The following is a 25,056-nucleotide window of genomic DNA, read 5'->3' on the forward strand; positions in this document are numbered from 1 at the left end:
AAACCAATAAAATTAAAAACAGTATGAACGCATTTAATCAATATGAAGTATGGTTCGTAACAGGAGCACAGCTTCTTTACGGAGGTGACGCAGTAGTGGCAGTAGACGCACACAGTAACGAAATGGTAAAAGGTCTGAACGATTCCGGCCGCCTGCCCGTAAAAGTGGTATATAAAGGTACGGTAAACTCCTCCAAGGAAGTAACCGCCGCTTTCAAGGCAGCCAATAACGACGAGAAATGTATCGGCGTTATCACCTGGATGCACACCTTCTCTCCTGCCAAAATGTGGATTCACGGCTTGCAGGAACTGAAGAAGCCGTTGCTGCACTTCCACACGCAGTTCAACAAAGAAATTCCCTGGGAAACAATGGATATGGACTTCATGAACCTGAACCAGTCTGCCCACGGCGACCGCGAATTCGGGCACATCGTTACCCGTATGCGCAAGAACCGCAAGGTAGTGGTAGGCCACTGGCAGGATGAAAAAGCCCAAAAACAGATTGCCGCATGGATGCGCGTGGCTGCCGCATGGGCCGATGCACAGGATATGCTCATCATCCGTTTCGGCGACCAGATGAACAACGTAGCCGTAACGGACGGCGATAAGGTAAGCGCCGAGCAGGTATTGGGCTACCATGTAGACTACTACCCTATCAACGATGTCATGACCTACTACAATGCCGTCGATGACGCCGATGTAAAAGCCCTCGTTGCGGAATACTTCCGGCTTTACGACCACGATGCCGCCCTCGAGCAGGAAGGTACGGAAGCCTACACTAAAGTGTGGAACTCTGCCAAAGCGGAAATCGCTATCCGCCGCGTACTGAAAGACACGGGCGCCAAAGGTTTCACAACCAATTTCAACGACTTGGGCGACTTCGACCAAATCCCCGGCCTGGCATCCCAACGCCTCATGGCGGAAGGTTACGGCTTCGGAGCGGAAGGCGACTGGAAAACGGCTGCCCTTTACCGCACCACCTGGTTCATGAGCCAGGGCATGCCGAACGGATGCTCCTTCCTGGAGGACTATACCCTGAACTTCGACGGTGAAAAGAGCGCTATCCTACAAGCACACATGCTGGAAGTATGCCCGTTGATAGCCGAGCAGAAGCCGAAACTGGAAGTACACCGCCTGAGTATCGGTATCGACAGTGAAACCGCCCGCCTCGTATTCACCAGCAAGCAAGGCGAAGGTGTAGCGGCAACAATCGTAGACCTGGGCAACCGTTTCCGCCTTATCGTGAACAAGGTGGAATGCATCAAGAGCAAGCCGCTCCCGAAACTTCCCGTGGCAAGCGCCTTGTGGATTCCGATGCCCAACCTCGAAGTAGGTGCGGCAGCATGGATTCTGGCAGGCGGCACACACCATACCAGCTTCTCTTACGACCTTACCGTAGAATACTGGGAGGACTTTGCAGAAATGGCAGGCATCGAAATGGTGGTTATCGACGAAAATACCACTATCAGCGAGTTCAAGAAAGAACTGCGCATGAACGAGGTATATTATATGCTGAACAAAGCGCTTTGTTAAAACCCCGAGGATGTGCCGGAATTCACCGCAGACTACACGGATTAGCACAGATTGAAACCAAACAATCTATCAACGATACAGGCAATCTGCGACAATCCGCGTAATCTGCGGCAAGAAAAGGGTTTCGGCACAGCCTCTTAAATCATTACTTATGAAATCAGATGCAAAATCGACAATCGAAGCAGGCAAAGCCGTTCTCGGCATAGAATTCGGCTCGACACGGATAAAGGCTGTTTTGATTGACCAGGAAAACAAACCGATTGCCCAGGGAAGCCACACATGGGAAAACCAGTTGGTAGACGGACTGTGGACGTATAGTGTCGAGGCTATCTGGTACGGATTGCAGGATTGCTACGCCGACCTCCGTTCGAACGTAAAAGAGTTGTACGACACGGAGATAGAAACCCTGGCGGCAATAGGCGTCAGCGCCATGATGCACGGCTACATGGCATTCAACGGGAAAGAGGAAATTCTCGTGCCCTTCCGTACATGGAGAAACACCAACACTGCCCAGGCAGCGGCAGCCCTGTCGGAACTGTTCGTCTATAACATCCCGCTGAGGTGGAGTATCTCCCACCTGTACCAGGCTATCCTGGATAATGAAGAACACGTGAAGGATATAGACTACCTGACAACGCTTGCCGGATTCGTACACTGGCAGATAACGGGACAAAAGGTATTGGGCATAGGCGATGCGTCGGGCATGCTACCCATAGACCCCGCCACCAAGAATTATTCCGCCGGAATGATAGCCAAATTCGATAACCTGATTGCTCCGAAAGGATATGGCTGGAAATTGCAGGACATTCTGCCCAAAGTACTGCCGGCAGGCGAGAACGCAGGTTTCCTTACGCCCGAAGGAGCCGGAAAGCTCGATGTATCGGGACATCTGAAAGCAGGAATACCGGTTTGCCCCCCCGAAGGAGACGCCGGTACGGGCATGGTTGCAACCAACGCCGTAAAGCAACGCACGGGAAACGTATCGGCAGGTACATCCTCGTTCTCCATGATTGTACTGGAAAAAGAACTGTCGAAGCCATACGAAATGATAGACATGGTGACAACCCCCGACGGAAGCCTTGTAGCCATGGTACATTGCAATAACTGTACTTCCGACCTCAATGCCTGGGTAGGCCTGTTCAAAGAGTACCAGGAGCTACTGGGCATCCCCGTAGACATGGATGAGATATACGGAAAGCTCTACAACCACGCGCTCACGGGCAATGCGGACTGCGGAGGACTCATTTCGTACAACTACATCTCGGGAGAGCCTGTAACGGGGCTGGCAGACGGCAGACCGCTGTTCGTACGTTCGGCAAACGACAAGTTCAACCTCGCCAATTTCATGCGGGCTCATTTGTACGCTTCGGTCGGAGTGCTCAAGATAGGCAACGATATCCTCTTCAAAGAGGAGAAAATCAAAGTCGACAGGATTACGGGACACGGAGGGTTGTTCAAGACGAAAGGCGTAGGCCAGAGAGTGCTTGCAGCAGCCATAAACTCCCCAATCTCCGTTATGGAGACAGCCGGCGAAGGCGGCGCATGGGGTATCGCCCTGCTCGGCTCATACCTTGTGAACAACGAGAAGAAGCAATCGCTCGCCGACTTCCTGGACGAAAACGTATTCGACGGAGATGCCGGCATCGAGATATCGCCGACAGCCGAAGACGTAGCAGGCTTCAACGCATATATCGAAAACTACAAGGCCGGATTGCCTGTCGAAGCGGCAGCAGTCGAATATAAAAAGTAATTCCCGTAGAATAACGGCCGGCAGCCTCGCAAGAAACCCGTCCCAGGGGAACGGCAGGCAAAAGGCACGGGAATAATGACGGATGCAATCGTAGCGGGAGGAGCTGCGGCCGCCGCATGGGTGCTGTCGGCGCCGGAGCGACTCCCGGTACATTCGTCCGTATCAAAGAAGCTATCCTTCATTCTTTAAAAAACCTGATACAAATGAAATCACCACTTACCTGTCTACTACTATTCCTCTTTCTCCTGACCGGAAAAGCCCAAACACGGCAAGCAGTATCCTACTTCCCCCTGCAAGATGTCGAGTTGCTGGAAAGCCCTTTCCTGCAAGCACAACAGACCGACTTACATTATATAATGTCCATGAACCCCGACCGATTGCTCGCCCCTTTCCTGCGCGAAGCCGGGCTCACCCCCAAAGCGCCGAGCTATACCAACTGGGAAAATACCGGACTGGACGGACACATCGGCGGACATTACCTCTCCGCACTCGCCATGATGTATGCCGCTACCGGGGATACAGCCGTATATAACCGGCTGGACTATATGCTGAACGAATTGTACCGGGCACAGCAAGCCGTAGGCACGGGTTTCATCGGAGGAACTCCCGGAAGCCTGCAACTTTGGAAAGAAATCAAGGCGGGGAATATCCGCCCCGGAAGTTTCGACCTCAACGGCAAATGGGTTCCCCTTTATAACATACACAAGACCTATGCCGGACTTCGCGACGCCTACCTTTATGCAGGAAGCGAACTTGCCCGCCGGATGCTGATTGCCCTCACCGACTGGATGACAGACATCACGGCAGGGCTTACCGACGGACAAATACAAGATATGCTCCGCAGCGAGCACGGAGGGCTGAACGAGGTATTCGCCGATGTTGCCGACATTACGGGCGACCGGAAATACCTGGAACTGGCACGCCGTTTCTCCCATAGGGTGCTTCTCGACCCTCTCACCGACAACAAAGACTGCCTGACGGGTATGCATGCCAACACGCAGATACCGAAGGTTATCGGCTATAAGCGTATCGCCGACCTTACACAAGACCGGGAGTGGGACCATGCCGCCCGCTTCTTCTGGAACACCGTCGTCGGCCACCGTTCCGTCTGCATCGGCGGCAACAGCGTACGCGAGCATTTTCATCCGGCGGACAATTTCACCTCCATGCTCGAGGACGTACAAGGCCCGGAAACCTGCAACACCTACAATATGCTCCGCCTCACGAAGATGCTTTTCCGGACTTCTCCCGACATCCGTTTCACCGATTATTACGAACGCGCCTTATACAACCATATCCTTGCCTCGCAACAGCCTGTAAAGGGCGGATTCGTGTATTTCACTCCCATGCGTCCGGGGCACTACCGCGTTTACTCGCAGCCGGAAACGTCCATGTGGTGCTGCGTCGGCTCGGGACTGGAAAACCATACCAAATACGGCGAATTCATCTATGCACACGCCCAGGACACGCTTTACGTAAACCTCTTTATCCCCTCCCGGCTTACCTGGAAGGAGAAAGGGATTACCCTGGTACAGGAAACCCGCTTCCCCGATGAAGAACAAATCAGGTTCCGGGTGGAAAAAGGGCATAAAAAAGCATTCAGCCTCAAACTCCGTTATCCCTCCTGGGCGGAAGGCGCAAGCGTTTCCGTAAACGGGAAAAAGCAGGAGATACATGCCGCTCCGGGAGAATATCTCACGATTAGCCGCAAATGGAAAGCCGGAGACGAAATCGTACTGAACCTGCCGATGCGGATAACCCTGGAACAAATACCGGACAAGAAGCATTTTTACGCATTCATGTACGGCCCCGTCGTACTTGCCAGCCCCACCGGTACGGAAAATATGGACGGGCTTTATGCAGACGACAGCCGCGGCGGACACATCGCCCACGGCAAGCAGGTTTCCTTGCAGGAAATACCGATGCTGGTAGGCTCTCCCGCATCGCTGCCCAACTCGCTCCGGAAAACGGACGACGCACAAATAGCATTCGACTACACCGGAAACATCTATCCCGCACAAGGAAAGACGCTGAAACTGATACCTTTCTTCCGGCTGCACGACTCCCGCTATGCCGTCTACTTCCACCAGGTAACCGAGGCAGAGGCGGAAAGCATCCGCAAAGAAACGGAGCTGCGCGAACGCCGGGCAACGGAGCTTGCCAACCGGACGGCAGACCTTATTTTCCCCGGCGAGCAACAGCCGGAGTCCGACCACGGCATCCGCTACGACCAGTCGGAAACGGGAACAGACAAAGACCGCCACTTCCGGCGTGCTAAAGGCTGGTTCAGCTACAACCTGAAGGTAAAGGAGACAGCCGGACAGCTAATGATTACCACGCGGAAAGAAGACGGCATGAAAGCCGCAATCTTCCTCGACGACGAGAGACTGGCCGCCAGCCCCGTTATCAGCCAGCCCGATAAAGAGGGCTTCGTAACCAGCACCTATTCCCTGCCCCGGCAATTAGGCGCCGGCAGCTACACGGTACGGTTCAGCCCGGACGGTACGGAATGGACGCCGGCTATCTACGAAGTCCGTTTGCTCAAATAGCGGTACGGCAGGCGGAAACATCCGCCGTGCAACATTGCATAATATTACACAACATTACATTACGAATATCATATAACTAATAACCATTATGAGAAACAAACTATTATTCAGCAGTATCCTTTTAGCTGCATCCGTATCGGTGTCCGCACAAAAGAGTGCAACGATTACGCTCCATGCCGAACAAGGCAAACAGATTATTCCCAAAGAAATCTACGGCCAGTTTGCCGAACACCTGGGAACCTGCATCTATGGCGGGCTATGGGTAGGCGAAAACTCCGACATACCCAATATCAACGGCTACCGTACCGACGTGTTCAATGCCCTGAAAGAACTCCAAGTCCCCGTTCTCCGCTGGCCGGGCGGCTGCTTTGCCGACGAGTACCACTGGATGGACGGCATCGGTCCTAAGGAAAACCGCCCTAAAATGGTAAACAACAACTGGGGCGGCACTATCGAGGACAACAGTTTCGGTACGCACGAGTTCCTCAACCTCTGCGAGATGCTGGGTTGCGAGCCTTACATCAGCGGCAACGTAGGCAGCGGAACCGTTGAGGAGCTTGCCAAATGGGTGGAATACATGACTTCCGACGGCGACTCCCCCATGGCGAACCTGCGCCGGAAGAACGGCCGCGACAAGGCATGGAAGGTCAAGTACCTCGGCGTGGGCAATGAAAGCTGGGGTTGCGGCGGAAACATGCGCCCCGAATACTATGCCGACCTTTACCGCCGTTACTCCACCTACTGCCGCAACTACGACGGCAACCACCTGTTCAAGATAGCCAGCGGCGCCAGCGATTACGACTACAATTGGACGAAAGTGCTTATGGAACGCGTAGGCAGCCGCATGAACGGCCTTTCGCTCCACTATTACACCGTGGCCGGCTGGAGCGGCAGTAAAGGCTCTGCAACGGAGTTCGACAAGGACGATTATTACTGGACTATGGGCAAATGCCGCGAGATAGAAGACGTGTTGAAGAAGCACTGCGCCATTATGGACGAATACGACAAGGACAAGAACGTAGCCCTTATGCTCGACGAATGGGGAACATGGTGGGACGAAGAACCGGGTACAATCAAGGGACACCTCTACCAACAAAACACGCTGCGCGATGCGTTCGTGGCTTCCCTCTCCCTCGACATCTTCCATAAATACACCGACCGCCTGAAAATGGCGAACATAGCCCAGGTTGTCAACGTGCTCCAATCCATGATTCTGACCAAAGGCAAGGAAATGGTGCTGACCCCCACCTACTATGTTTTCAAGATGTACAAGGTGCACCAGGATGCCACTTACCTGCCCTTCGAGGGAGATTGCGAGCAGGTAACCGTGCGCGACAACCGTACACTGCCCCTTATCAGTGCTACGGCATCCAAAGACAAGAACGGAAAAATCCATATTTCCCTGTCGAATGTTGATGTAGACAACGAGCGGGAAGTTATTGTAAATCTGCCGGGAATACAGGCTAAAAAAGCGGTAGGCGAAATGCTGACCTCCGCCAAGATAACCGACTACAATTCTTTCGAAAATCCCGACAAAGTAAAATTGGTTCCTCTCAAAGAGATAAAAATCGATAAAGGAGTAATGAAAATCAAACTTCCCGCCAAATCGATTGTTACTGTCGAGTTACAGTAAATCAACGGTACGAACTTATTGTAATTTAAACAAGAAGCAGGCGGGAAAAGCAAGAAAAAAGAGCCGCTTTCTATGTTGCGAATTGCACATAAAGAGTTATCTTTGTCCCTGTTAAGATTAACAAACAAGCTGTCAACCCGCTTATATAGCATTCAAATCATAACTATATTTTAATATGAACGACAAGAAACTTATGAACCTCGCAGCGGACAACATCCGTATCCTCGCTGCATCTATGGTCGAGAAAGCCAACTCCGGACACCCAGGCGGCGCTATGGGTGGAGCCGACTTCGTGAATGTACTCTTCTCCGAGTTCTTAGTGTACGACCCTGAGAATCCTGCCTGGGAAGGTCGCGACCGCTTCTTCCTCGACCCGGGACATATGTCACCGATGCTTTATTCCACACTGGCGCTGACCGGCAAGTTTACGCTGGACGAGCTCAAAGAGTTCCGCCAATGGGGCAGCCCCACGCCGGGACATCCCGAGCGCGACATCATGCGCGGCATCGAAAACACTTCCGGCCCGCTGGGACAAGGCCATACCTTCGCTGTGGGGGCAGCCATTGCCGCCAAGTTCATGAAAGCCCGTTTCGAAGAGGTAATGAACCAGACGATTTATGCCTATATCTCCGACGGCGGCATCCAGGAAGAGATTTCGCAGGGCGCAGGCCGCATTGCCGGTGCGCTGGGACTGGATAACCTCATCATGTTCTACGATGCAAACGACATCCAGCTTTCTACCGAAACGAAAGACGTAACGATTGAAGATACCGCCCAGAAGTACGAGGCATGGGGCTGGAAAGTCATCAAAATCGACGGTAACGACGCAGACGCTATCCGCGACGCACTCAACCAGGCCAAAGCCGAGACCGAACGTCCTACACTGATTATCGGCCATACCGTTATGGGTAAAGGCGCCCGCAAAGCGGACGGCAGCAGCTACGAGGCCAACTGCGCCACTCACGGCGCTCCCCTGGGCGGCGACGCTTATGTAAATACAATCAAGAACCTGGGCGGCAACCCGGAAAATCCGTTCGTTATCTTCCCGGAAGTAGCCGAGCTTTATGCCAAGCGTGCTGCCGAACTGAAGAAAATCATGGCGGAAAAATATGCAGCCAAAGCTGCATGGGCAAAAGCCAACCCCGAAAAGGCCGCCAAGCTGGAGATGTTCTTCTCCGGCAAAGCTCCCGAAGTAAACTGGGCTGCTATCGAACAGAAAGCCAACACTGCTACACGCGCTGCATCGGCTACCGTATTGGGCGCCCTTGCCACCCAGGTAGAAAACATGGTGGTTGCTTCTGCCGACCTGTCCAACTCCGACAAGACGGACGGCTTCCTGAAAAAGACCCATGCCTTCAAGAAAGGCGACTTCAGCGGTGCATTCTTCCAGGCAGGCGTATCGGAACTGACAATGGCATGCTGCTGCATCGGTATGGCGCTGCACGGCGGTATCATTCCCGCTTGCGGAACATTCTTCGTATTCTCCGACTACATGAAACCCGCCGTACGTATGGCAGCCCTCATGGAAGTCCCCGTGAAGTTCATCTGGACGCACGACGCATTCCGCGTAGGCGAAGACGGTCCTACCCACGAACCGGTAGAGCAGGAAGCGCAAATCCGTTTAATGGAAAAGCTGAAGAATCACAAGGGACACAACTCCATGCTGGTACTTCGCCCGGCAGATGCGGAAGAAACAACCGTGGCATGGAAACTCGCCATGGAAAATACCTCTACGCCGACAGCTTTGATTTTCTCCCGCCAGAACATCGTCAACCTGCCTGCCGGAAACGATTACAGCCAGGCGGCCAAAGGCGCGTACATCGTAGCCGGTTCGGACGAAAACCCGGATGTTATCCTCGTTGCTTCCGGTTCGGAAGTAGCCACGCTGGTAGCCGGTGCAGAATTGCTGCGTAAAGACGGCATCAAGCTCCGCATCGTATCTGCCCCGTCCGAAGGTTTGTTCCGCAGCCAGGCTCCGGGTTATCAGGAAACGATTATTCCGGCAGATGCGAAGGTGTTCGGCCTCACAGCCGGTTTGCCCGTTACGCTGGAAGGCCTGGTAGGTGTTCACGGCAAGGTTTGGGGATTGGAGTCATTCGGTTTCTCCGCTCCTTACAAGGTGTTGGACGAAAAGCTGGGCTTCACGGCGGAGAATGTGTACAAACAGGTAAAATCAATGATTTAACAAAAAGCGGATGATAGGATAAGGTGGTAAGGCGCTTTACCGCTTTTTACCACTTTATCGCTCTTTCGCTTTATCGCTTTATATTATATGAAAACAATTGGACTTTGTTCCGACCACGCCGGATTCGAACTGAAAGAATATGTCCGCGGTTGGCTGGAAGTAAAAGGCTGGCCTTACAAAGACTACGGGACTTACTCTACCGAGAGTTGCGACTATCCCGACTTTGCCCACCGACTGGCACAAGCCGTCGAAGCGGGCGAGTGTTATCCGGGAATCGCTATCTGCGGCAGCGGAAACGGTATCAACATGACGCTCAACAAGCATCAGGGTATCCGTGCAGCTCTTTGCTGGACTGCGGAAATCGCTCACTTGTCCCGCCAGCATAACGATGCCAATGTCCTCGTCATGCCGGGACGCTTCATCAGTACCGAAGAAGCGGATATGATTATGACGGAGTTCTTCAATACTCCGTTCGAGGGCGGACGCCACCAACGGCGGATAGACAAGATACCGGTAAAAGAATAATCCCTCAATCAAGGGAGTCCTTCGACCGGTTGCTTTCATCCCGTAAGACGGATAGATTTATCCCGTGAGCTAAAAAAAATCATCCCATGAGACGAAATAAATTGTCTCATGGGATGATTTTTTTTAGCTCGGGAGGCGGATTTCCCGCCTCCCCAATCAAATATTACACACTTTCAATCAAAAACTAACCCTCGCCATTTGGAGAGTTTTCCTACTTTTGCCAACGTAATCTAATTACCATTTTAAAGAAACATAAAAGAAAAACGCATGAAGAAAGTAATCGGAATCATCTCCCTGCTTCTATCGGTAACCCTGGCAACAGCCAATCCGGTAGATTTCGACAAGGCATTCAAGGAAAGTGCCAAAATAGAGAAACAAATCAAGAAAACATCCTTTCCCGACCGTACCTATCTCATCACGGATTTCGGTGCGAAGCCCGATACGCCGGACGAGCCTTGCCATGAAGCTATCAACCAGGCTATCGTAACATGCAGCTTGAATGGCGGCGGAACGGTAGTAGTGCCCAAAGGAACTTTCTACACAGGTCCTATCACCCTGAAAAGCAATGTAAACTTCCATGTGGAAGAAGGCGCCGTGCTGAAATTCTCAACCGACCAAAGCCTTTACTTCCCCGGGGTGATTACCCGCTGGGAAGGTCTGGACTGCTACAACGCCCGTCCGTTGATATATGCGTACGGTGAAACCAACATCGCCATTACCGGCAAAGGTACAATCGACGGACAAGGTTCCAAAGAGGCCTGGTGGCCGATGTGCGGTTCTCCCCGCTACGGCTGGAAAGAAGGAATGGTAGCCCAGCGCAATGGCGGACGCGAACGCCTGCTGATGTACGGCGAAACCTCCACTCCTATCTACAAACGCATCATGAAACCCGAGGACGGCATGCGTCCGCAACTTATCAACCTCTACTCCTGCAACACGATACTGATAGAGGACGTAACCCTGCTGAACTCTCCGTTCTGGGTTATCCACCCGCTGTTTTGCGAAAGCCTTATCGTGCGCGGCGTGCATGTATTCAACCGTGGTCCCAACGGAGACGGCTGCGACCCGGAATCTTGCAAAAACGTGCTGATAGAGAACTGTACTTTCGATACGGGCGATGACTGCATAGCCATTAAGTCCGGACGCAACCAGGACGGACGCAAATGGAACATCCCCAGCGAAAATATCATCGTACGCAACTGTTTTATGAAGAACGGCCACGGCGGTGTAGTTATCGGCAGTGAGATTTCCGGCGGTTACCGCAACCTCTTCGTAGAGAACTGCCGTATGGACAGCCCGAACTTAGACCGCGTAATCCGCATCAAGACCAGTACCTGCCGCGGTGGACTGATAGAGAACGTATTCGTACGCAACGTCACCGTCGGCCAGTGTCGCGAAGCCGTACTGCGCATCAACCTGCAATACGAAAACCGTGAAAAGTGCAACCGTGGCTATGCTCCCACCGTGCGCAACGTACACCTCAAAAACGTAACCTGCGAAAAGAGCAAGCTCGGCGTGCTCATTATCGGACTCGACGACGACAAGCATGTTTACAATGTAAGTGTGGAAGATTCCCGTTTCAATAACGTAGAAAAAGGCGGTAATCAGATAAAAGGAGCAAAAGACATTACGTTCAAGAATTTGTATATAAACGGGGAGCTTGTAAAATAACCGATAAGCTATCGATAAGCTACACCGGGTTTTAAAAGTAGCATCGATATATAGAAATTACAGATTTGCTAAGGAATAATCCCTTTGTCGCGCTTTGTATAGTAATAAACCAAGGCCAAGACAAAGGGATTATTATATCTCCCGAATACCCGGGGTTAGCAAAGCAAACACCGGGAGTTTGCTCCTGAAATGCCGGAGCTTTACGGCATAAACGCCGGGAGTATGGGAAGCAAACGCCTGATGTTTCGGACGCAAACGCCCGGAGTAAAGAAAAACAAGATACGCGGCCGTCTCCTTATTTTCTTATTTTTCACAGTAAAGTTGGCTATCGTCTTTAAATAAAAACTATCTTTGTACTTCAATAATCCGGAACTCAGAATGATATGGAGCAACTAAATACCATAAAAGAGCTTATCAATCAGGGAAATGTGGAGCAGGCCATTCTTCAGCTCGACGAAATACTTAAAACCGATTTTCCCGGAAAAGACGAAGCTTATTACCTCCGTGGAAATGCTTACCGTAAACAGAGCAACTGGCAGCAGGCGCTGAACAACTACCGCTATGCTATCGACCTCAATCCGGACAGCCCTGCCCGGCAAGCCTACGATATGGTAATGGATATTCTGAACTTCTTCCATAAGGACATGTACAATCAATAATAAAAGAACGTAAATTATGGCAAAAATCAAAGGAGCAATCGTAGTGGACACCGAACGTTGCAAAGGCTGCAACCTATGTGTCGTGGCTTGTCCGCTCAATGTAATAGCCCTCACCAAGGAGGTGAATGTAAAAGGGTATAACTATGCCCACCAGATATTGGAAGATACCTGCAACGGATGCAGTTCGTGCGCAACCGTATGTCCGGACGGATGTATCTCGGTTTATAAAGTAAAAGTAGAATAAATAAGAAGAATATGGCAGAAGAAGTTGTATTAATGAAAGGAAACGAAGCTATCGCCCATGCAGCTATCCGCTGCGGCGCCGACGGATACTTCGGCTATCCTATTACCCCCCAATCGGAAGTGTTGGAAACTCTTGCCGAACTGAAACCGTGGGAAACCACCGGTATGGTAGTGCTCCAGGCAGAAAGTGAAGTGGCAGCTATTAATATGGTGTACGGCGGCGCCGGAAGCGGAAAAATGGTAATGACCTCTTCGTCCAGCCCCGGTGTCAGCCTCAAGCAGGAAGGTATCTCCTACATTGCAGGAGCCGAACTGCCGTGTTTGATTGTAAACGTAATGCGCGGCGGTCCCGGACTCGGGACTATCCAGCCCAGCCAGGCGGACTATTTCCAGACGGTAAAAGGCGGCGGACACGGCGACTACCGCCTCATTGCCCTCGCACCCGCTTCCGTACAGGAAATGGCAGACTTCGTGAGCCTGGGCTTCGAACTCGCCTTCAAATACCGCAATCCGGCAATCATCCTCGCCGACGGCGTAATAGGGCAGATGATGGAAAAGGTTGTCCTGCCTCCGCAAAAGCCGCGCCGTACGGATGCCGAAGTCATCGAGCAATGCCCGTGGGCCACTACCGGCAGAACCAACGGCCGCAAGCCCAACATCATCACCTCCCTGGAGCTGAAGCCGGAAGAAATGGAGAAGAACAATATCCGCTTCCAGGCCAAGTACAAAGAAATCGAAGAAAACGAAGTACGCTTCGAGGAAATACACTGCGAAGATGCCGAATACCTGATTGTAGCTTTCGGCTCTATGGCGCGTATCGGCCAGAAAGCTATGGAGCTGGCACGCGAAGAAGGCATCAAGGTCGGAATGCTCCGTCCTATCACCCTCTGGCCTTTCCCCACCAAAGCCATTGCCGCCTATGCCGACAAGGTAAAAGGCATGCTGGTTACCGAGTTGAATGCCGGACAAATGATTGAGGACGTGCGCCTGGCGGTAAACGGGAAAGTGAAAGTGGAACATTTCGGACGTCTCGGCGGTATCGTACCCGACCCGGATGAGATTGTAACGGCGCTGAAAGAAAAACTGATTTCAAGATAAATCGTAAACAGTAAATAACCAAATCGTAAATAAAGCGATGAATCCTGATAAAATAAGAAACGTACTGAACATACTCTTCATGATACTTGCCCTGGCGGCTATCATCGTGTACTTTGCTGCAAGAGACGACTTCAAACTGTTTTTATACGTTTGCGGCGCGGCTATATTCGTGAAGCTCATGGAGTTCTTCATACGGTTCACCAACAGATAAGGAGAAGTGATTATGACAAAAGAAGATATTATCAAACCTGAGAACCTGGTTGCCAAGAAACCGACTCTGATGAACGATAATCCCATGCATTACTGTCCGGGATGTAGCCACGGCGTGGTTCATAAACTGATTGCCGAAGTAATCGAAGAAATGGGAATGGAAGATAAAGCCATAGGTATCTCCCCCGTGGGATGCGCTGTGTTTATCTACAACTACATAGACATCGACTGGCAGGAAGCCGCCCACGGACGTGCTCCCGCCCTTGCCACCGCTATCAAACGCCTTTGGCCGGACCGTCTGGTATTTACCTACCAGGGCGACGGCGACCTGGCATGTATAGGTACTGCCGAAACCATTCATGCACTGAACCGCGGCGAGAATATAACCATTGTCTTTATCAACAACGCTATCTACGGCATGACCGGCGGGCAAATGGCTCCTACCACCCTTGTAGGCATGAAAACCTCTACCAGCCCTTACGGACGCGATGTGCACCTGCATGGTTATCCCCTGAAGATTGCAGACATCGCCGCCCAACTGGAAGGTACGGCATACGTTACCCGCCAGAGCGTGGAAACCGTTCCCGCTATCCGCAAGGCGAAGAAGGCTATCCGCAAGGCGTTCGAGAACTCCATGGCAGGCAAAGGTTCCAACCTCGTGGAAATCGTTTCTACCTGTAACTCCGGCTGGAAGATGTCTCCGGAGAAATCGAACAAATGGATGCAAGAGAATATGTTCCCCTTCTATCCACTGGGTGATTTGAAAGATAAATAAGGATGCTAAAAACAGAAGAACAATGAAAGAAGAAATCATTATAGCAGGCTTCGGCGGACAAGGTGTATTGTCCATGGGAAAGATTTTGGCATACTCCGGATTAATGGAAGGTAAAGAGGTGACCTGGATGCCCGCCTACGGACCGGAACAGCGCGGCGGTACGGCAAACGTAACCGTAATCGTGAGCGACGAGAAAATCTCCTCGCCTATCCTGAGCAAATACGATGCGGCTATCATCCTGAACCAGCCTTCGCTGGAGAAGTTCGAGAGCAAGGTAAAACCGGGCGGCGTACTTATCTACGACGGCTACGGCATCATCAATCCGCCTACGCGCAAGGATATCCACGTTTACCGCATCGACGCCATGGATGCCGCCAATGAGATGAACAATGCAAAGGCATTCAACATGATTGTACTGGGCGGCCTGTTGAAGATTGCCCCGATTGTAACATTGGACAACGTTATCAAAGGATTGAAAAAGACACTCCCCGAACGTCACCACCACTTGATACCGATGAATGAAGAGGCTATCAAACGCGGCATGGAGCTGATTAAAGAGGTCTGAAAAAACAGACCGTCCGTTCGGGGTAAACAGATAGTCTGTCAGCCCCGAACAAACGGTTCGTTCAATATAAACGGATGGTGTATTTCAAAGCGATACATCATCCGTTTTTTTATGACCGGTTATCCCGGAAAGCTTACGGCGGTTGCCTCTTTACCGGCAACCGCTTTCTTTTAATCGTAAGGGCAAACTCCTGTATCACGCATCTTGCATCTGGAGTTTGTAATCTTGCATATCCCTCTTCCGTTTATTACATCATCTGTCAGATTGTCACAGGTCACTTTATATTTGTCCTTACCGCCTCCGCCTGCATTGCCGGTAGCTGCAAGTACGATATAAAGAATGAGCAGTGCGATTGCCACGAATATCAGTATCCAGGTAATGGTGAATACGGCATAAGTAGTCAATATCATATATCCCCACCGCCAAGCCAGCCGTTTTCTATCTTCGGGTGTTGCATTGCGTACCTGATACCAGGCATAGCCGATAAAGGCAAGTACGGAGATACCCACCATATAGCCTATCACATCCTCCCCGTCCGGACCGAACCATTGCGAAAAGACCGCTACTACGCCCAACACAGCACCTACCCAATAATAAGTCTTCGATTCCGGTACTACATCCATTCCTACCATTTCATATAAACGGATGGGAACGAAATTGCTCCATTTGGTAAATGACAGGATTACCGCCACAAAAGATAAGACGACCAGCAGCAACAAGCCTCCGCAAAGTCCTGCCCAATTTATTACCACGTCATAAAAAAGACGCCACCTCTCCGCTTTCTTGTTCTCTGCCCGGCTGCAATGTAAGATACGGCGTACGACACGCCAGGCAGGATAAACCAGCGTCAAAGCCACACATATGCCTACAAGCCAGTAAAGCTGCGTTTCAGCAGATGTCCCGTCGCCCCAAAGCCATACACTGCAAAGCAGCCCTACTATCATCATTACGAACCCCAGCAACCCCGTTATAATCAGCGTGCGAAAAGGACGGAAGCTGAAAGAAGATACAATCTCCGTACCCGCTTTCTTATTGAACCACCCCTTTATCTTGCTGAATTTCAAGAACAAGAAGCATGAGAAAACAAAGCCGCACAAGCCCAATAGCTGCGAGAATAAGGCCAGCAATATGATTATAATTTCCATTTTATATCTTTATATTATCATTCGTAATAAGTAATGTTACGCTCCGCAATACCGTAAGGTTGTCCGTTAAGGGTTATCACCATGCGCGTCCAGTTGCCCCGGTCGTCTGTCTCCGTATAGTCGTAAGAAACTTTATTATCATCGGAAGATATGCAAGTTTCCAACCAGCCTTTTTCGTTATAGGCATACTCTTTAACTATCAGATAGTCGTCCATTTCGCTGTAAGCAGACTCTTTAAGCACACGCCCCTGAGCGTCTTTTACCACATAATCGCGTTCCGTATCTCCATGCTCTATGCGGTTGCCCTTCGCATCATACTCTATCTTCGAGGCATCCTCCGGATATTCATTGGTGGTTTTATCACCGCCGATATACATATCTTCGATTGTATTCGTCAGATTGCCATTCTGATAAACATACTTACGGTCGGTAACCAATTCACCGTTCTGGAAGAGCTTCTCATTGCTGACATTTCCGTCCTGGTAGGCATAGACTGTAATATATTTCATGGCATCTACCACACTTATTACGGAATCAAGCTGTTCGGCAGTGTTATAAATCCGGGTATCTTCTTTCGGAAAAAAATCCGTTTCATGATAAGCATCCGGCTTGCCGTCTTTCACTATTGCACCGCCCTGAGCCTTTGCGTTGTAAATCAAAGTCTGAACTTTATATACTTTACCGGCCAGCCCCTCTTTATCCGTACTTTTTCCGCTTTGTGTGGATGCACCGCCACAGGCGGCAAGCACGATAACTGCTGCCGCCATTAAAAATCTGTTCATATCTGTCTGCTTTTTAATTGAAGAACTGTACATTTAGAAACCGTAGGCTTGTTTGCGTATCGCCATATAGTCTTTCTCTGCAAAGAATACAATCTTTGCAAATTCCGTAAAGTCGCGGGTGTGGCAGTTAATATAAACGGGAGCGCCTTCACTATGGCAAGGCACACCGGCTTGAATCATTTGTCCGGGAGCATATTCCGCCTTCAAAGAACTGTTATAAGGATTACTGTTGAACGGGTTCAACTGCCCCAACTCTATCAAATGGTCGTCGGCTTTCATCAAGGCGAAGTACATACGGGTATCTTTCAGCGGATATTCTCCCTCGGCACAGTCGCGTTTCGTTTCGCGTACCACGATATCGCGCTTGGGAGTTACCGTTACCCGCACAATGACGCTTCCCGTTTCACGTCCGGCACGGTATTCCGCTATCTTAGCACCCGTAACCTGGAAATCCGGATATACATCTCCGGTACAAACGATTTCGCGCCCTACCAGCTTCTCGCCTTCTTCCGCTGCTTTCTGAAAACTTTCGGCAGCATATTCGTCGAATTCTTTCAGCTTTTTCTGGTAACTGTCTAAGTCATCTTCTTTGCGCAAGCTTTCATCCAGCGCTTTTTTCTTTGCAGCCACTTCTACGAATATGGCGGGTACACGTCCCAGAGGCGCATCGCTACTTGCAGCCGAACCCGAAGCGGCGCCACCGCCGCATGCTGACAACGCAACCAGTCCGCAGAACATTGCGGACAAGGTTATAACTGTAAACTTTTTCATAATATCAAACTATTTAAATGAGTAATGTCGTCAGTATTTACGGATAGGGATAATCCCCTTGGAGATAGCTGTCATTATCAGGTCTGCCACATTCCGCGCCTCCAGCTTGTCCATAAGGTGACGCCGGTGTGTATCGACCGTATTGGTGGAGACGCAAAGTTCCTGGGCTATCTCCTGCGTATTCTTGCCCTCGGATATGCGTTTCAGCACATCGAGCTCGCGCAGGGTCAGTTCTTCACGCCGTCCTTCGTCCGAACGCCGCATCTGCACACGTACATGTTCGGCATAGGGGCAATAATATGTCCCGCCGTCCAATACGCGGCGAATAGCTTCCGCTATTTTAGTAGAATCGACGGATTTGAACAGGATGCCGTCTACCGAGCAGTGTATCAGATTTTTAATGAACCAGATTTCCTCGTGCATGGTATTTACGATGATACGCGCCTGCGGGTCTTTTTCCCGAATTCGCTCAATGATATCCATTCCTGATATGTCGGGCAACTCCATATCCAACACGAAAAGATTGAAGCGTTGGGAGCCGATAAGAAGCAGCGCCTCTTGTCCCGACGATGCAGTACATACGTTTTTTATTTCCGGCAACGAACATTCCACTATCCGCTTCAAGCCCTGAAGCACCAAATCATGGTCATCCACCAACAGAATGCGTATATCTTTTTCTTTCATCAACCTATCTTTGTGTTCTGAATTATATTGCAAAGAAATAGCATTTATCAATATGCGGCATCACCAAAAATAGTGATTTTCGCCGATAAATGTAAATGCTTCTCATATGCATTTCTGCAAACCAACGGATTATGACAAAAATAAATAGTTAAGGATAAAAAACAATTGTAGTTTTTAGTAATTACAGAAAACCGGAATCGATTAAGAAGCCCCAGGCCTTCTTTTTCAGATTGATTTTCTATATTTGCAGATATACGGTATTTACAGATATACGGAAACAGTCGGAATAATAAAGCAAACAGAATAAAATGAGAAGTGAAATCTATAATATACTCGACAAATCGGGTATCGGCTATATCAGTATGGAACATCACCCGATTATGACAATGGAAGAAGGTACAGCCATAGCAAAAAGATTGGGAGTCGCTTCGTGCAAGAATTTATTCCTGGTGAACAAACAAAAAGAGTATTTTCTACTCCTACTCCCAGGACATAAAAAATTATCGGTAAAAGAGCTTGCGAAACAAATCGGCAGTTCGCATCTATCTTTCGCTTCCAGCGAAGAGCTGGAAGAATTCCTTTCTACAAGTCCGGGAGCTGTAAGTGTACTCGGACTTATCTACGACAGGGGCAATAAAGTAAAATTGTTGATAGACAAAGAAATCATGCAAACAGACTATATAGGCTGTCATCCATGCGAAAACACTTGCAGCCTGAAATTAAAGACAAAGGATATAGTGGAAACCCTATTACCGGCAATCGGCCATACGGATTTCAAAGAAGTGCAGATTGATTAAAAGTATATTACGCATGGAATAACTATAAATAATACGTCTACCTGTTACGGAACGAATGGGACGGAGTACCCCCGTCCCATTGCCAGGCATGTCAATAGATTAATATTTTATAATTATTCCGACTTTACGGTAAAAAACGGTTTCCGGCTAAACAGGCAACGATATTTCAAGCCTGAATATCTGTTTCCCGTCCTGGATATCCGCAACAAACATACCGCCTACGGCTTTGGCGCGTTCCCGGATTGTAACAAGTCCTATCCCCTCTCCCTGCATTCCGCCGTCCGAATAGTTTTTGCCATTATTCGAGATTTGCAATGCCAGTAATTTCCCTGTTAAGGAGAGATTTACATCCACTTCCGTCGCTCCGGAATGTTTCAGTATATTGGACAGCAATTCCTGCATAATGCGATAGACCTCATAAGACACCTGCTCCGGCACACCGCTCCACTGCATGCCTTCATTCTCCTTGCTGAATGCAAGTTGTACAGACGAAGGCAGGGCAAGCCGCTCCACATAAGCTTCCATGGTTTCATCAAGAGTGGTGAACTGAAATTTAGGCGGCATCAGTTCATGGGAGATACAACGTACATCGCTGCGCACCTGCTCCAATAAAGCAAGAAGCTCCTGTTTAGACTCGTCGGTAGGCCGCATGCACTGCATATGCATACCGATACCGAGCAGGTCGTTGCACACACCGTCGTGCAAATCCTTGGCAAGACGCGTGCGCTCTCGCTCCAAGCCGTCTATATAACTTTGGGCAAGTTTCAGCTCTTCTTCCTTGCGGATACGCTTACGACGGAAAATATAGTAGGCGGCGAGCAACAGGAAAGCCGAAAACGCTATCACCGCCGCCACGCTCCACTGCATGGTCTTGGCCTTTTGTTCCAGATGTTCCTGGGTGAGCCGTGCTATCTCGAGTGCCTTTTCCTGATTTTCGTACTTCATGGAAAGCTCGGACAACTCGGCGTCCACTTCCGTCTTATGCAGGCTGTCGGCAGTACGGTACGCTTTCGCGTAATATTTCGCCGCTTCCGGATAATCTTTCATCCCCTCATAATTGCGTGCCATTCGTTCATAAAGACGGTCGATAGGGGTTTGGGAACTGCTGTCCCTTGCTGCCAGCATGCGGCGCTGAATAAGCAGGCTCTCGCGGTAACGCTTCGTTTTGGTCAATATATCGCACAATGCCTCGTGATAACCCTGCACCTCGGCATTCGTTTCGGGCAAGCCGGCTGCCACCTTGTTCCCTTCCGCCATATAATAATCAATCGAATCCCGGTTATCCATTCTGTAATAAGCGCTCAGCAGATAGGCTATGGTTTTCAGCACGAATCGCGGCTTATGCTGCTCGCGCGCTTTGGCAAGCACCGGATAAAGCAACTGCGCAGCTTCCGCATAGTTTCCCCGCAATGCCAGGATACTGCCCGCCGTAGAAGCGGCATACATCACCATATCCATATCATCGCTTTTCTCCGACACCTCCAACGCTTTGCGTACATAATATTCGGCCTCTTTGAGCCGGGCGGTATTCGCATAAAGCACGGCGATGCTCGTGAGCAGTTGAGTACGCTCATCGTAGGCATCGCGCCCTTCGAGCAGTTCCATTGCCCGGTTATAACACACCAGTGCCGAATCGGGCATTTCCTTCCTGCGGTATATCACCCCCACGGAAGAGTATGCGGATGCAATCTGGACTTCGCTCCATTTCAGGCGTTCCGCTTCCTCGAGGACAAACAGGAAACGCCTCAACGCCTCGTCCAAGTCGCCCATAGAGAAGTACGAATCTGCCAGATTGTTCAGCAGGCTAAGATAAGGTTCCGCCCTGTCCGTGCGTGCATATTCCAACCCCAACTCGCAGTAATACCGGGTGCTATCCGCCTGGCGGTAAGCATAATACTCGCACAAATGGCTATAAGCCGCAGCAATGCTGTCATGGTTTTTCTGCTCCATGCCGCGCTCCAGTTCTTCCCGGTATGCCTGCAACTCTGCATCCTGGGCATGCAGAAACGGACTAACGGCAAATATTCCCAAAAGGACAAACAGTATTTTCATACAGATAACGGATTATATCAAACAATAGGCTATCATCATAATATCAATACAAATATAAATAACTCGAAACATATAATACTTCATTTGAAAGAAAAAACATTCTGCCGGCAGATAACTTTTACCGCACCAAAAGGCGGAACGCATACGAATACAGAATGTAAAAAAGAAGCAAAAAAGACTGAATTCCATAAGCGAATAATTTTTTATTGTATCTTTGCGCCTAATTATGAGACGAATCGTACTGACATACATATTTCTATCCGTTATAAGCATACTGGGAGCCGGGGCACAGAACACATTCAACAGCATAGACCCTGTGACCGGCCGCGACCAATTCGGCAACCAGGTAGACCCGAACACTTTGCCGGATAACCTGGAAGACAGTACCAATACGGAAATCCAAAGCATCCCCCCGAAACTCTATATGTGGCGTTTGAGCGAGAAACTGGGCGACCGTACCATTATCCCTGCCGATACCGCCAACCTCAACTTCCAGAATACCAATCTGGTGGAAGGCATGTACGGGCATTATAACTACCTGGGCAACTTGGGTTCGCCGCGCCTGTCCCGCCTGTTCTTCGAGCGCAGGGACAACGAGCCCACTATCTTTATGGAGCCGTTTTCCAGCTTCTTCATCCGCCCCGACGAAGTGAAGTTCACCAACAGCAACGTGCCCTACACCAACCTTACCTATTATAAGGCGGGAAACAAAATTAACGGTGAGGAACGTTTCAAGTCGTACTTTTCGGTAAATGCCAACAAACGGCTGGCTTTCGGTTTCAATATAGACTACCTTTACGGGCGGGGATATTATCAGAACCAGTCCACCTCGAACTTCAATGCCGGAATATTCGCCAGCTATATCGGCAACAAATACCAGATGCAGGCGGTGTACAACAACTTCGTAATGAAGATGAACGAAAACGGCGGTATCCAGGACGACCGTTACATTACGCGCCCGGAGGATATGGCGGAAGGCAAGAAAGAATACGAATCGACCACCATTCCCGTTAAACTGGAACAGACGGCAAACCACAATAAGGATTTCTATGTATATGCCACGCAACGTTACCGGCTGGGCTTCACGCGGGAAACGACCACCGTGGAAGATGCCAAATCTCCCGGAGCAGCGGCTGCCAACGATAGCGTACCCCTGCCCAAAGACACGATTATAACCGAAGAATTCGTTCCCGTCACCAGTTTCATACACACCATAAAAGTGGAGCGTACGCGTCATAAATTCTCTTCGGCGCAGGAAACGGAGGGACAGTATCCGAACACCTATTTCAACGAAGTGGGCAGTCGCGACTCGACCACGGCATTCAGTGTAAAGAACGTATTCGGAATTGCCCTGCTCGAAGGCTTCAACAAATACGCCAAAGCCGGACTGACCGCCTATATATCGCACAAATTCAGCCGTTACGAGCTAATGGACACCTTGTCGCGCACCCGTTTTGAGGAACAGGAGATATTCGTAGGCGGCGAACTCGCCAAGCGCGAAGGCAAAACACTGCATTACAACGTAAACGGCGAGATAGGCATCATGGATAAAGCACTCGGGCAGTTCCGCGTCAACGCCGACCTCGACCTGAACTTCCGCCTTTGGAAAGATACCGTGAACTTCTATGCAAGAGGGTATGTAAGCAATACCCTGCCCTCTTTCTATATGCGCCATTACCACTCCAACCATTATTACTGGGACAACGAGAATATGAACAAAGAGTTCCGCACGCGCGTGGAAGGCGAGCTGAACATCGGACGCTGGAAAACGAACCTGCGTGCCGGCGTAGAGAATATCAAGAACTATACCTATTTCAACCAAAATGCGATGCCCGCACAGGAAAGCGGTAATATACAAGTACTCTCCGCCACCTTGAAGCAAGATTTCCGCTTGGGCATCCTGCATCTGGACAACGAGGTAACCTGGCAAAAGTCGAGCAATGAAACGGTGTTGCCTTTGCCGCAACTCTCGCTGTACCACAACCTGTACCTACTCGCCAAAATCGCCAAGAAGGTACTTACCGTACAGCTCGGAGCCGATGTCCGGTATTTCACCAAATACAATGCGCCCGCCTATACGCCGGCTATCCAGCAGTTCCACCTCCAGCCGACAGACGACCAGGTAGAAATAGGCGGTTATCCGATAGTAAACGTATATGCCAACCTTCACTTGAAGCGGACACGTATCTTTGCCATGATGTACCACGTCAATGCTGGTATGGGCAAGGGCAATTACTTCCTCGTACCGCATTACCCTATCAATCCGCGCTTGTTCAAGATAGGCGTTTCGTGGAATTTCTACGACTAATACCGTATCCCTATGAAAAAGAGCAGACTATTGAAGTACATCCTTTTGGGAGTAGTGGCCGCGCTCGTCGCCACATTCGTCCTGCCTGAGAAAGAAACCCGTAAGGGGCATCCCCGCGACTATGCCGCAATAGCGGCAGAAGGTATCCTCCGCGCTGCTACGGAATACAACTCTATCAGTTTTTATGTAGACGGCGACACATTATCCGGTTTCCATTACGAACTGATAGAAGCCTTTGCCCGCGAGCACGGGCTGAAAGTAGCCATTATGCCCGAAATGAGCTTCAACGAACGTCTGGAAGGTTTGGCGGAAGGCAAGTACGATGTCATAGCCTACGGCATCTTGGCCACCAGCGAATTAAAGGATTCCCTGCTTCTCACCTCCCCCATTGCCCTGAACAGGCAAGTGCTGGTACAACGCAAACCCACGACTCCCGATGACTCCCTCTATATCAAAAGCCAGTTGGATTTAGCCGGAAAAACGCTGAATGTAGTAAAAGGCTCTCCCTCTATCCTGCGCATCCGCAATTTGGGAAACGAAATAGGCGACACCATATATATTAAGGAAATAGAGAAATACGGTTCCGAACAGCTTATCGCGCTCGTGGCGCATGGCGATATAGATTATGCCGTATGCGATGAAAGCATTGCCCGTGCCGCTGCCGACAGCTTACCGCAGATAGATATAAACACCGCAATAAGTTTCACCCAATTCTACTCCTGGGGAGTAAGCAAGCAATCCCCGGTACTTTTAGACAGCCTGAATACATGGCTGGAAAAGTTCAAACAAGGAAAAGAGTATAAGGAAATATACGGAAAATACTATTAAAGAGTTGAAAGTTGGAGGGGGGTAGAAATTAGGAATTGAATGTTAGGGACATTCAGTAAATAATATAAAATCAGCCAACTAATTCATACACAAAATATTGCGAATTAGCTGGCTTTTTTGTATCTTTAGGTATTCCCCCGCAAATAAGGTTTGAAGGCCAAAACGGGGGAAATTCCCCGACTAAGATATGGCTAAGATACAAAATATTTCCGAAATTCACCCAACTTTGGGCTTCACAGAATTTGATGTTCTGGAAAAATACCGCAAAAGTTTTAATGAGAGTGAGCTTGGCAG

21 protein-coding genes are annotated in these 25,056 nt (G+C 50.0%); 16 read left to right on the plus strand and 5 right to left on the minus strand.

Annotated elements, in window-relative coordinates:
* Positions 1-23 precede the first annotated feature (23 nt).
* The 13 genes from araA to C233_RS0112045 all read left to right on the plus strand — a co-directional run bounded on the left by araA (position 24) and on the right by C233_RS0112045 (position 15,395).
* A complete protein-coding gene (araA, locus tag C233_RS0111980; RefSeq protein WP_018667828.1) occupies positions 24-1,532 on the plus strand; it encodes an L-arabinose isomerase in 1,509 nt (502 codons plus the stop codon).
* A gap of 151 nt (positions 1,533-1,683) precedes the next feature.
* Positions 1,684-3,282, plus strand: a complete 1,599-nt coding sequence (locus C233_RS0111985; protein WP_018667829.1) for a xylulokinase — start codon at positions 1,684-1,686, stop codon at positions 3,280-3,282.
* 203 nt (positions 3,283-3,485) lie between these two features.
* Positions 3,486-5,831, plus strand: coding sequence for a beta-L-arabinofuranosidase (locus C233_RS0111990; protein WP_025068761.1), 2,346 nt, complete (start codon positions 3,486-3,488; stop codon positions 5,829-5,831).
* 88 nt (positions 5,832-5,919) lie between these two features.
* A complete protein-coding gene (locus C233_RS0111995) occupies positions 5,920-7,464 on the plus strand; it encodes an alpha-N-arabinofuranosidase (protein WP_018667831.1) in 1,545 nt (514 codons plus the stop codon).
* A 175-nt stretch (positions 7,465-7,639) separates the two neighbouring features.
* Positions 7,640-9,649: a transketolase family protein gene (locus tag C233_RS0112000; RefSeq protein ID WP_018667832.1), complete on the plus strand. Its 2,010-nt coding sequence runs from the start codon at positions 7,640-7,642 to the stop codon at positions 9,647-9,649.
* A gap of 87 nt (positions 9,650-9,736) precedes the next feature.
* Positions 9,737-10,174, plus strand: a complete 438-nt coding sequence (gene rpiB, locus C233_RS0112005; protein WP_018667833.1) for a ribose 5-phosphate isomerase B — start codon at positions 9,737-9,739, stop codon at positions 10,172-10,174.
* Between the two features lie 267 nt (positions 10,175-10,441).
* Positions 10,442-11,845, plus strand: coding sequence for a glycoside hydrolase family 28 protein (locus C233_RS0112010; RefSeq protein ID WP_018667834.1), 1,404 nt, complete (start codon positions 10,442-10,444; stop codon positions 11,843-11,845).
* 383 nt (positions 11,846-12,228) lie between these two features.
* Positions 12,229-12,504 carry a tetratricopeptide repeat protein gene (locus tag C233_RS0112020; protein WP_018667836.1) on the plus strand — a complete coding sequence of 92 codons (276 nt, stop codon included), beginning with the start codon at positions 12,229-12,231 and terminating at the stop codon, positions 12,502-12,504.
* A gap of 16 nt (positions 12,505-12,520) precedes the next feature.
* Positions 12,521-12,748, plus strand: coding sequence for a 4Fe-4S dicluster domain-containing protein (locus C233_RS0112025; protein WP_004289820.1), 228 nt, complete (start codon positions 12,521-12,523; stop codon positions 12,746-12,748).
* 11 nt (positions 12,749-12,759) lie between these two features.
* Positions 12,760-13,845: a 3-methyl-2-oxobutanoate dehydrogenase subunit VorB gene (locus C233_RS0112030; protein WP_018667837.1), complete on the plus strand. Its 1,086-nt coding sequence runs from the start codon at positions 12,760-12,762 to the stop codon at positions 13,843-13,845.
* Between the two features lie 37 nt (positions 13,846-13,882).
* Complete coding sequence (locus C233_RS24140; RefSeq protein ID WP_018667838.1) at positions 13,883-14,056, plus strand: hypothetical protein; 174 nt, start codon at positions 13,883-13,885, stop codon at positions 14,054-14,056.
* Positions 14,057-14,068: 12 nt separating this feature from the next.
* On the plus strand, positions 14,069-14,830 hold the full coding sequence (locus tag C233_RS0112040; protein ID WP_018667839.1) for a thiamine pyrophosphate-dependent enzyme: 762 nt from the start codon (positions 14,069-14,071) through the stop codon (positions 14,828-14,830).
* 22 nt (positions 14,831-14,852) lie between these two features.
* Positions 14,853-15,395 carry a 2-oxoacid:acceptor oxidoreductase family protein gene (locus C233_RS0112045; RefSeq protein ID WP_018667840.1) on the plus strand — a complete coding sequence of 181 codons (543 nt, stop codon included), beginning with the start codon at positions 14,853-14,855 and terminating at the stop codon, positions 15,393-15,395.
* 170 nt (positions 15,396-15,565) lie between these two features.
* Here C233_RS0112045 and C233_RS0112050 read toward each other — a convergent pair whose 3' ends face one another.
* The 4 genes from C233_RS0112050 to C233_RS0112065 are packed head-to-tail and all read right to left on the minus strand — an operon-like array spanning position 15,566 to position 18,777.
* Complete coding sequence (locus C233_RS0112050) at positions 15,566-16,540, minus strand: hypothetical protein (RefSeq protein ID WP_018667841.1); 975 nt, start codon at positions 16,538-16,540, stop codon at positions 15,566-15,568.
* Between the two features lie 17 nt (positions 16,541-16,557).
* Positions 16,558-17,322, minus strand: coding sequence for a hypothetical protein (locus C233_RS0112055; protein ID WP_025068760.1), 765 nt, complete (start codon positions 17,320-17,322; stop codon positions 16,558-16,560).
* A 33-nt stretch (positions 17,323-17,355) separates the two neighbouring features.
* Positions 17,356-18,093 carry a hypothetical protein gene (locus C233_RS0112060; RefSeq protein WP_018667843.1) on the minus strand — a complete coding sequence of 246 codons (738 nt, stop codon included), beginning with the start codon at positions 18,091-18,093 and terminating at the stop codon, positions 17,356-17,358.
* A 30-nt stretch (positions 18,094-18,123) separates the two neighbouring features.
* On the minus strand, positions 18,124-18,777 hold the full coding sequence (locus C233_RS0112065; RefSeq protein WP_018667844.1) for a response regulator: 654 nt from the start codon (positions 18,775-18,777) through the stop codon (positions 18,124-18,126).
* 308 nt (positions 18,778-19,085) lie between these two features.
* On the opposite strand from C233_RS0112065, the gene C233_RS0112070 reads away from it, so the two are divergent.
* Entirely contained in the window at positions 19,086-19,574 is a 489-nt protein-coding gene (locus C233_RS0112070; RefSeq protein WP_018667845.1) for a prolyl-tRNA synthetase associated domain-containing protein, read from the plus strand.
* 147 nt (positions 19,575-19,721) lie between these two features.
* On the opposite strand, the gene C233_RS0112075 is transcribed toward C233_RS0112070, so the two are convergent.
* Positions 19,722-21,626 carry a tetratricopeptide repeat-containing sensor histidine kinase gene (locus tag C233_RS0112075; RefSeq protein WP_018667846.1) on the minus strand — a complete coding sequence of 635 codons (1,905 nt, stop codon included), beginning with the start codon at positions 21,624-21,626 and terminating at the stop codon, positions 19,722-19,724.
* 226 nt (positions 21,627-21,852) lie between these two features.
* Here C233_RS0112075 and C233_RS0112080 point away from each other — a divergent pair, with 226 nt between their 5' ends.
* Together C233_RS0112080 and C233_RS0112085 are read left to right on the plus strand one after the other, a co-directional pair.
* Positions 21,853-23,934, plus strand: a complete 2,082-nt coding sequence (locus C233_RS0112080) for a putative porin (protein WP_018667847.1) — start codon at positions 21,853-21,855, stop codon at positions 23,932-23,934.
* A gap of 12 nt (positions 23,935-23,946) precedes the next feature.
* Positions 23,947-24,762 carry a transporter substrate-binding domain-containing protein gene (locus tag C233_RS0112085; protein ID WP_018667848.1) on the plus strand — a complete coding sequence of 272 codons (816 nt, stop codon included), beginning with the start codon at positions 23,947-23,949 and terminating at the stop codon, positions 24,760-24,762.
* The last annotated feature ends 294 nt before the right edge of the window (positions 24,763-25,056 follow it).

Source organism: Bacteroides gallinarum DSM 18171 = JCM 13658, assembly GCF_000374365.1.
Classification (GTDB): Bacteria; Bacteroidota; Bacteroidia; order Bacteroidales; family Bacteroidaceae; genus Bacteroides; species Bacteroides gallinarum.

Bases quoted from the DNA above. Each gene is read 5' to 3' on its own strand.
- araA (WP_018667828.1), top strand. From the start codon at position 24: ATGAACGCATTTAATCAATATGAAGTATGGTTCGTAACAGGAGCACAG.
- C233_RS0111985 (WP_018667829.1), top strand. From the start codon at position 1,684: ATGAAATCAGATGCAAAATCGACAATCGAAGCAGGCAAAGCCGTTCTC.
- C233_RS0111990 (WP_025068761.1), top strand. From the start codon at position 3,486: ATGAAATCACCACTTACCTGTCTACTACTATTCCTCTTTCTCCTGACC.
- C233_RS0111995 (WP_018667831.1), top strand. From the start codon at position 5,920: ATGAGAAACAAACTATTATTCAGCAGTATCCTTTTAGCTGCATCCGTA.
- C233_RS0112000 (WP_018667832.1), top strand. From the start codon at position 7,640: ATGAACGACAAGAAACTTATGAACCTCGCAGCGGACAACATCCGTATC.
- rpiB (WP_018667833.1), top strand. From the start codon at position 9,737: ATGAAAACAATTGGACTTTGTTCCGACCACGCCGGATTCGAACTGAAA.
- C233_RS0112010 (WP_018667834.1), top strand. From the start codon at position 10,442: ATGAAGAAAGTAATCGGAATCATCTCCCTGCTTCTATCGGTAACCCTG.
- C233_RS0112020 (WP_018667836.1), top strand. From the start codon at position 12,229: ATGGAGCAACTAAATACCATAAAAGAGCTTATCAATCAGGGAAATGTG.
- C233_RS0112025 (WP_004289820.1), top strand. From the start codon at position 12,521: ATGGCAAAAATCAAAGGAGCAATCGTAGTGGACACCGAACGTTGCAAA.
- C233_RS0112030 (WP_018667837.1), top strand. From the start codon at position 12,760: ATGGCAGAAGAAGTTGTATTAATGAAAGGAAACGAAGCTATCGCCCAT.
- C233_RS24140 (WP_018667838.1), top strand. From the start codon at position 13,883: ATGAATCCTGATAAAATAAGAAACGTACTGAACATACTCTTCATGATA.
- C233_RS0112040 (WP_018667839.1), top strand. From the start codon at position 14,069: ATGACAAAAGAAGATATTATCAAACCTGAGAACCTGGTTGCCAAGAAA.
- C233_RS0112045 (WP_018667840.1), top strand. From the start codon at position 14,853: ATGAAAGAAGAAATCATTATAGCAGGCTTCGGCGGACAAGGTGTATTG.
- C233_RS0112050 (WP_018667841.1), bottom strand. From the start codon at position 16,540: ATGGAAATTATAATCATATTGCTGGCCTTATTCTCGCAGCTATTGGGC.
- C233_RS0112055 (WP_025068760.1), bottom strand. From the start codon at position 17,322: ATGAACAGATTTTTAATGGCGGCAGCAGTTATCGTGCTTGCCGCCTGT.
- C233_RS0112060 (WP_018667843.1), bottom strand. From the start codon at position 18,093: ATGAAAAAGTTTACAGTTATAACCTTGTCCGCAATGTTCTGCGGACTG.
- C233_RS0112065 (WP_018667844.1), bottom strand. From the start codon at position 18,777: ATGAAAGAAAAAGATATACGCATTCTGTTGGTGGATGACCATGATTTG.
- C233_RS0112070 (WP_018667845.1), top strand. From the start codon at position 19,086: ATGAGAAGTGAAATCTATAATATACTCGACAAATCGGGTATCGGCTAT.
- C233_RS0112075 (WP_018667846.1), bottom strand. From the start codon at position 21,626: ATGAAAATACTGTTTGTCCTTTTGGGAATATTTGCCGTTAGTCCGTTT.
- C233_RS0112080 (WP_018667847.1), top strand. From the start codon at position 21,853: ATGAGACGAATCGTACTGACATACATATTTCTATCCGTTATAAGCATA.
- C233_RS0112085 (WP_018667848.1), top strand. From the start codon at position 23,947: ATGAAAAAGAGCAGACTATTGAAGTACATCCTTTTGGGAGTAGTGGCC.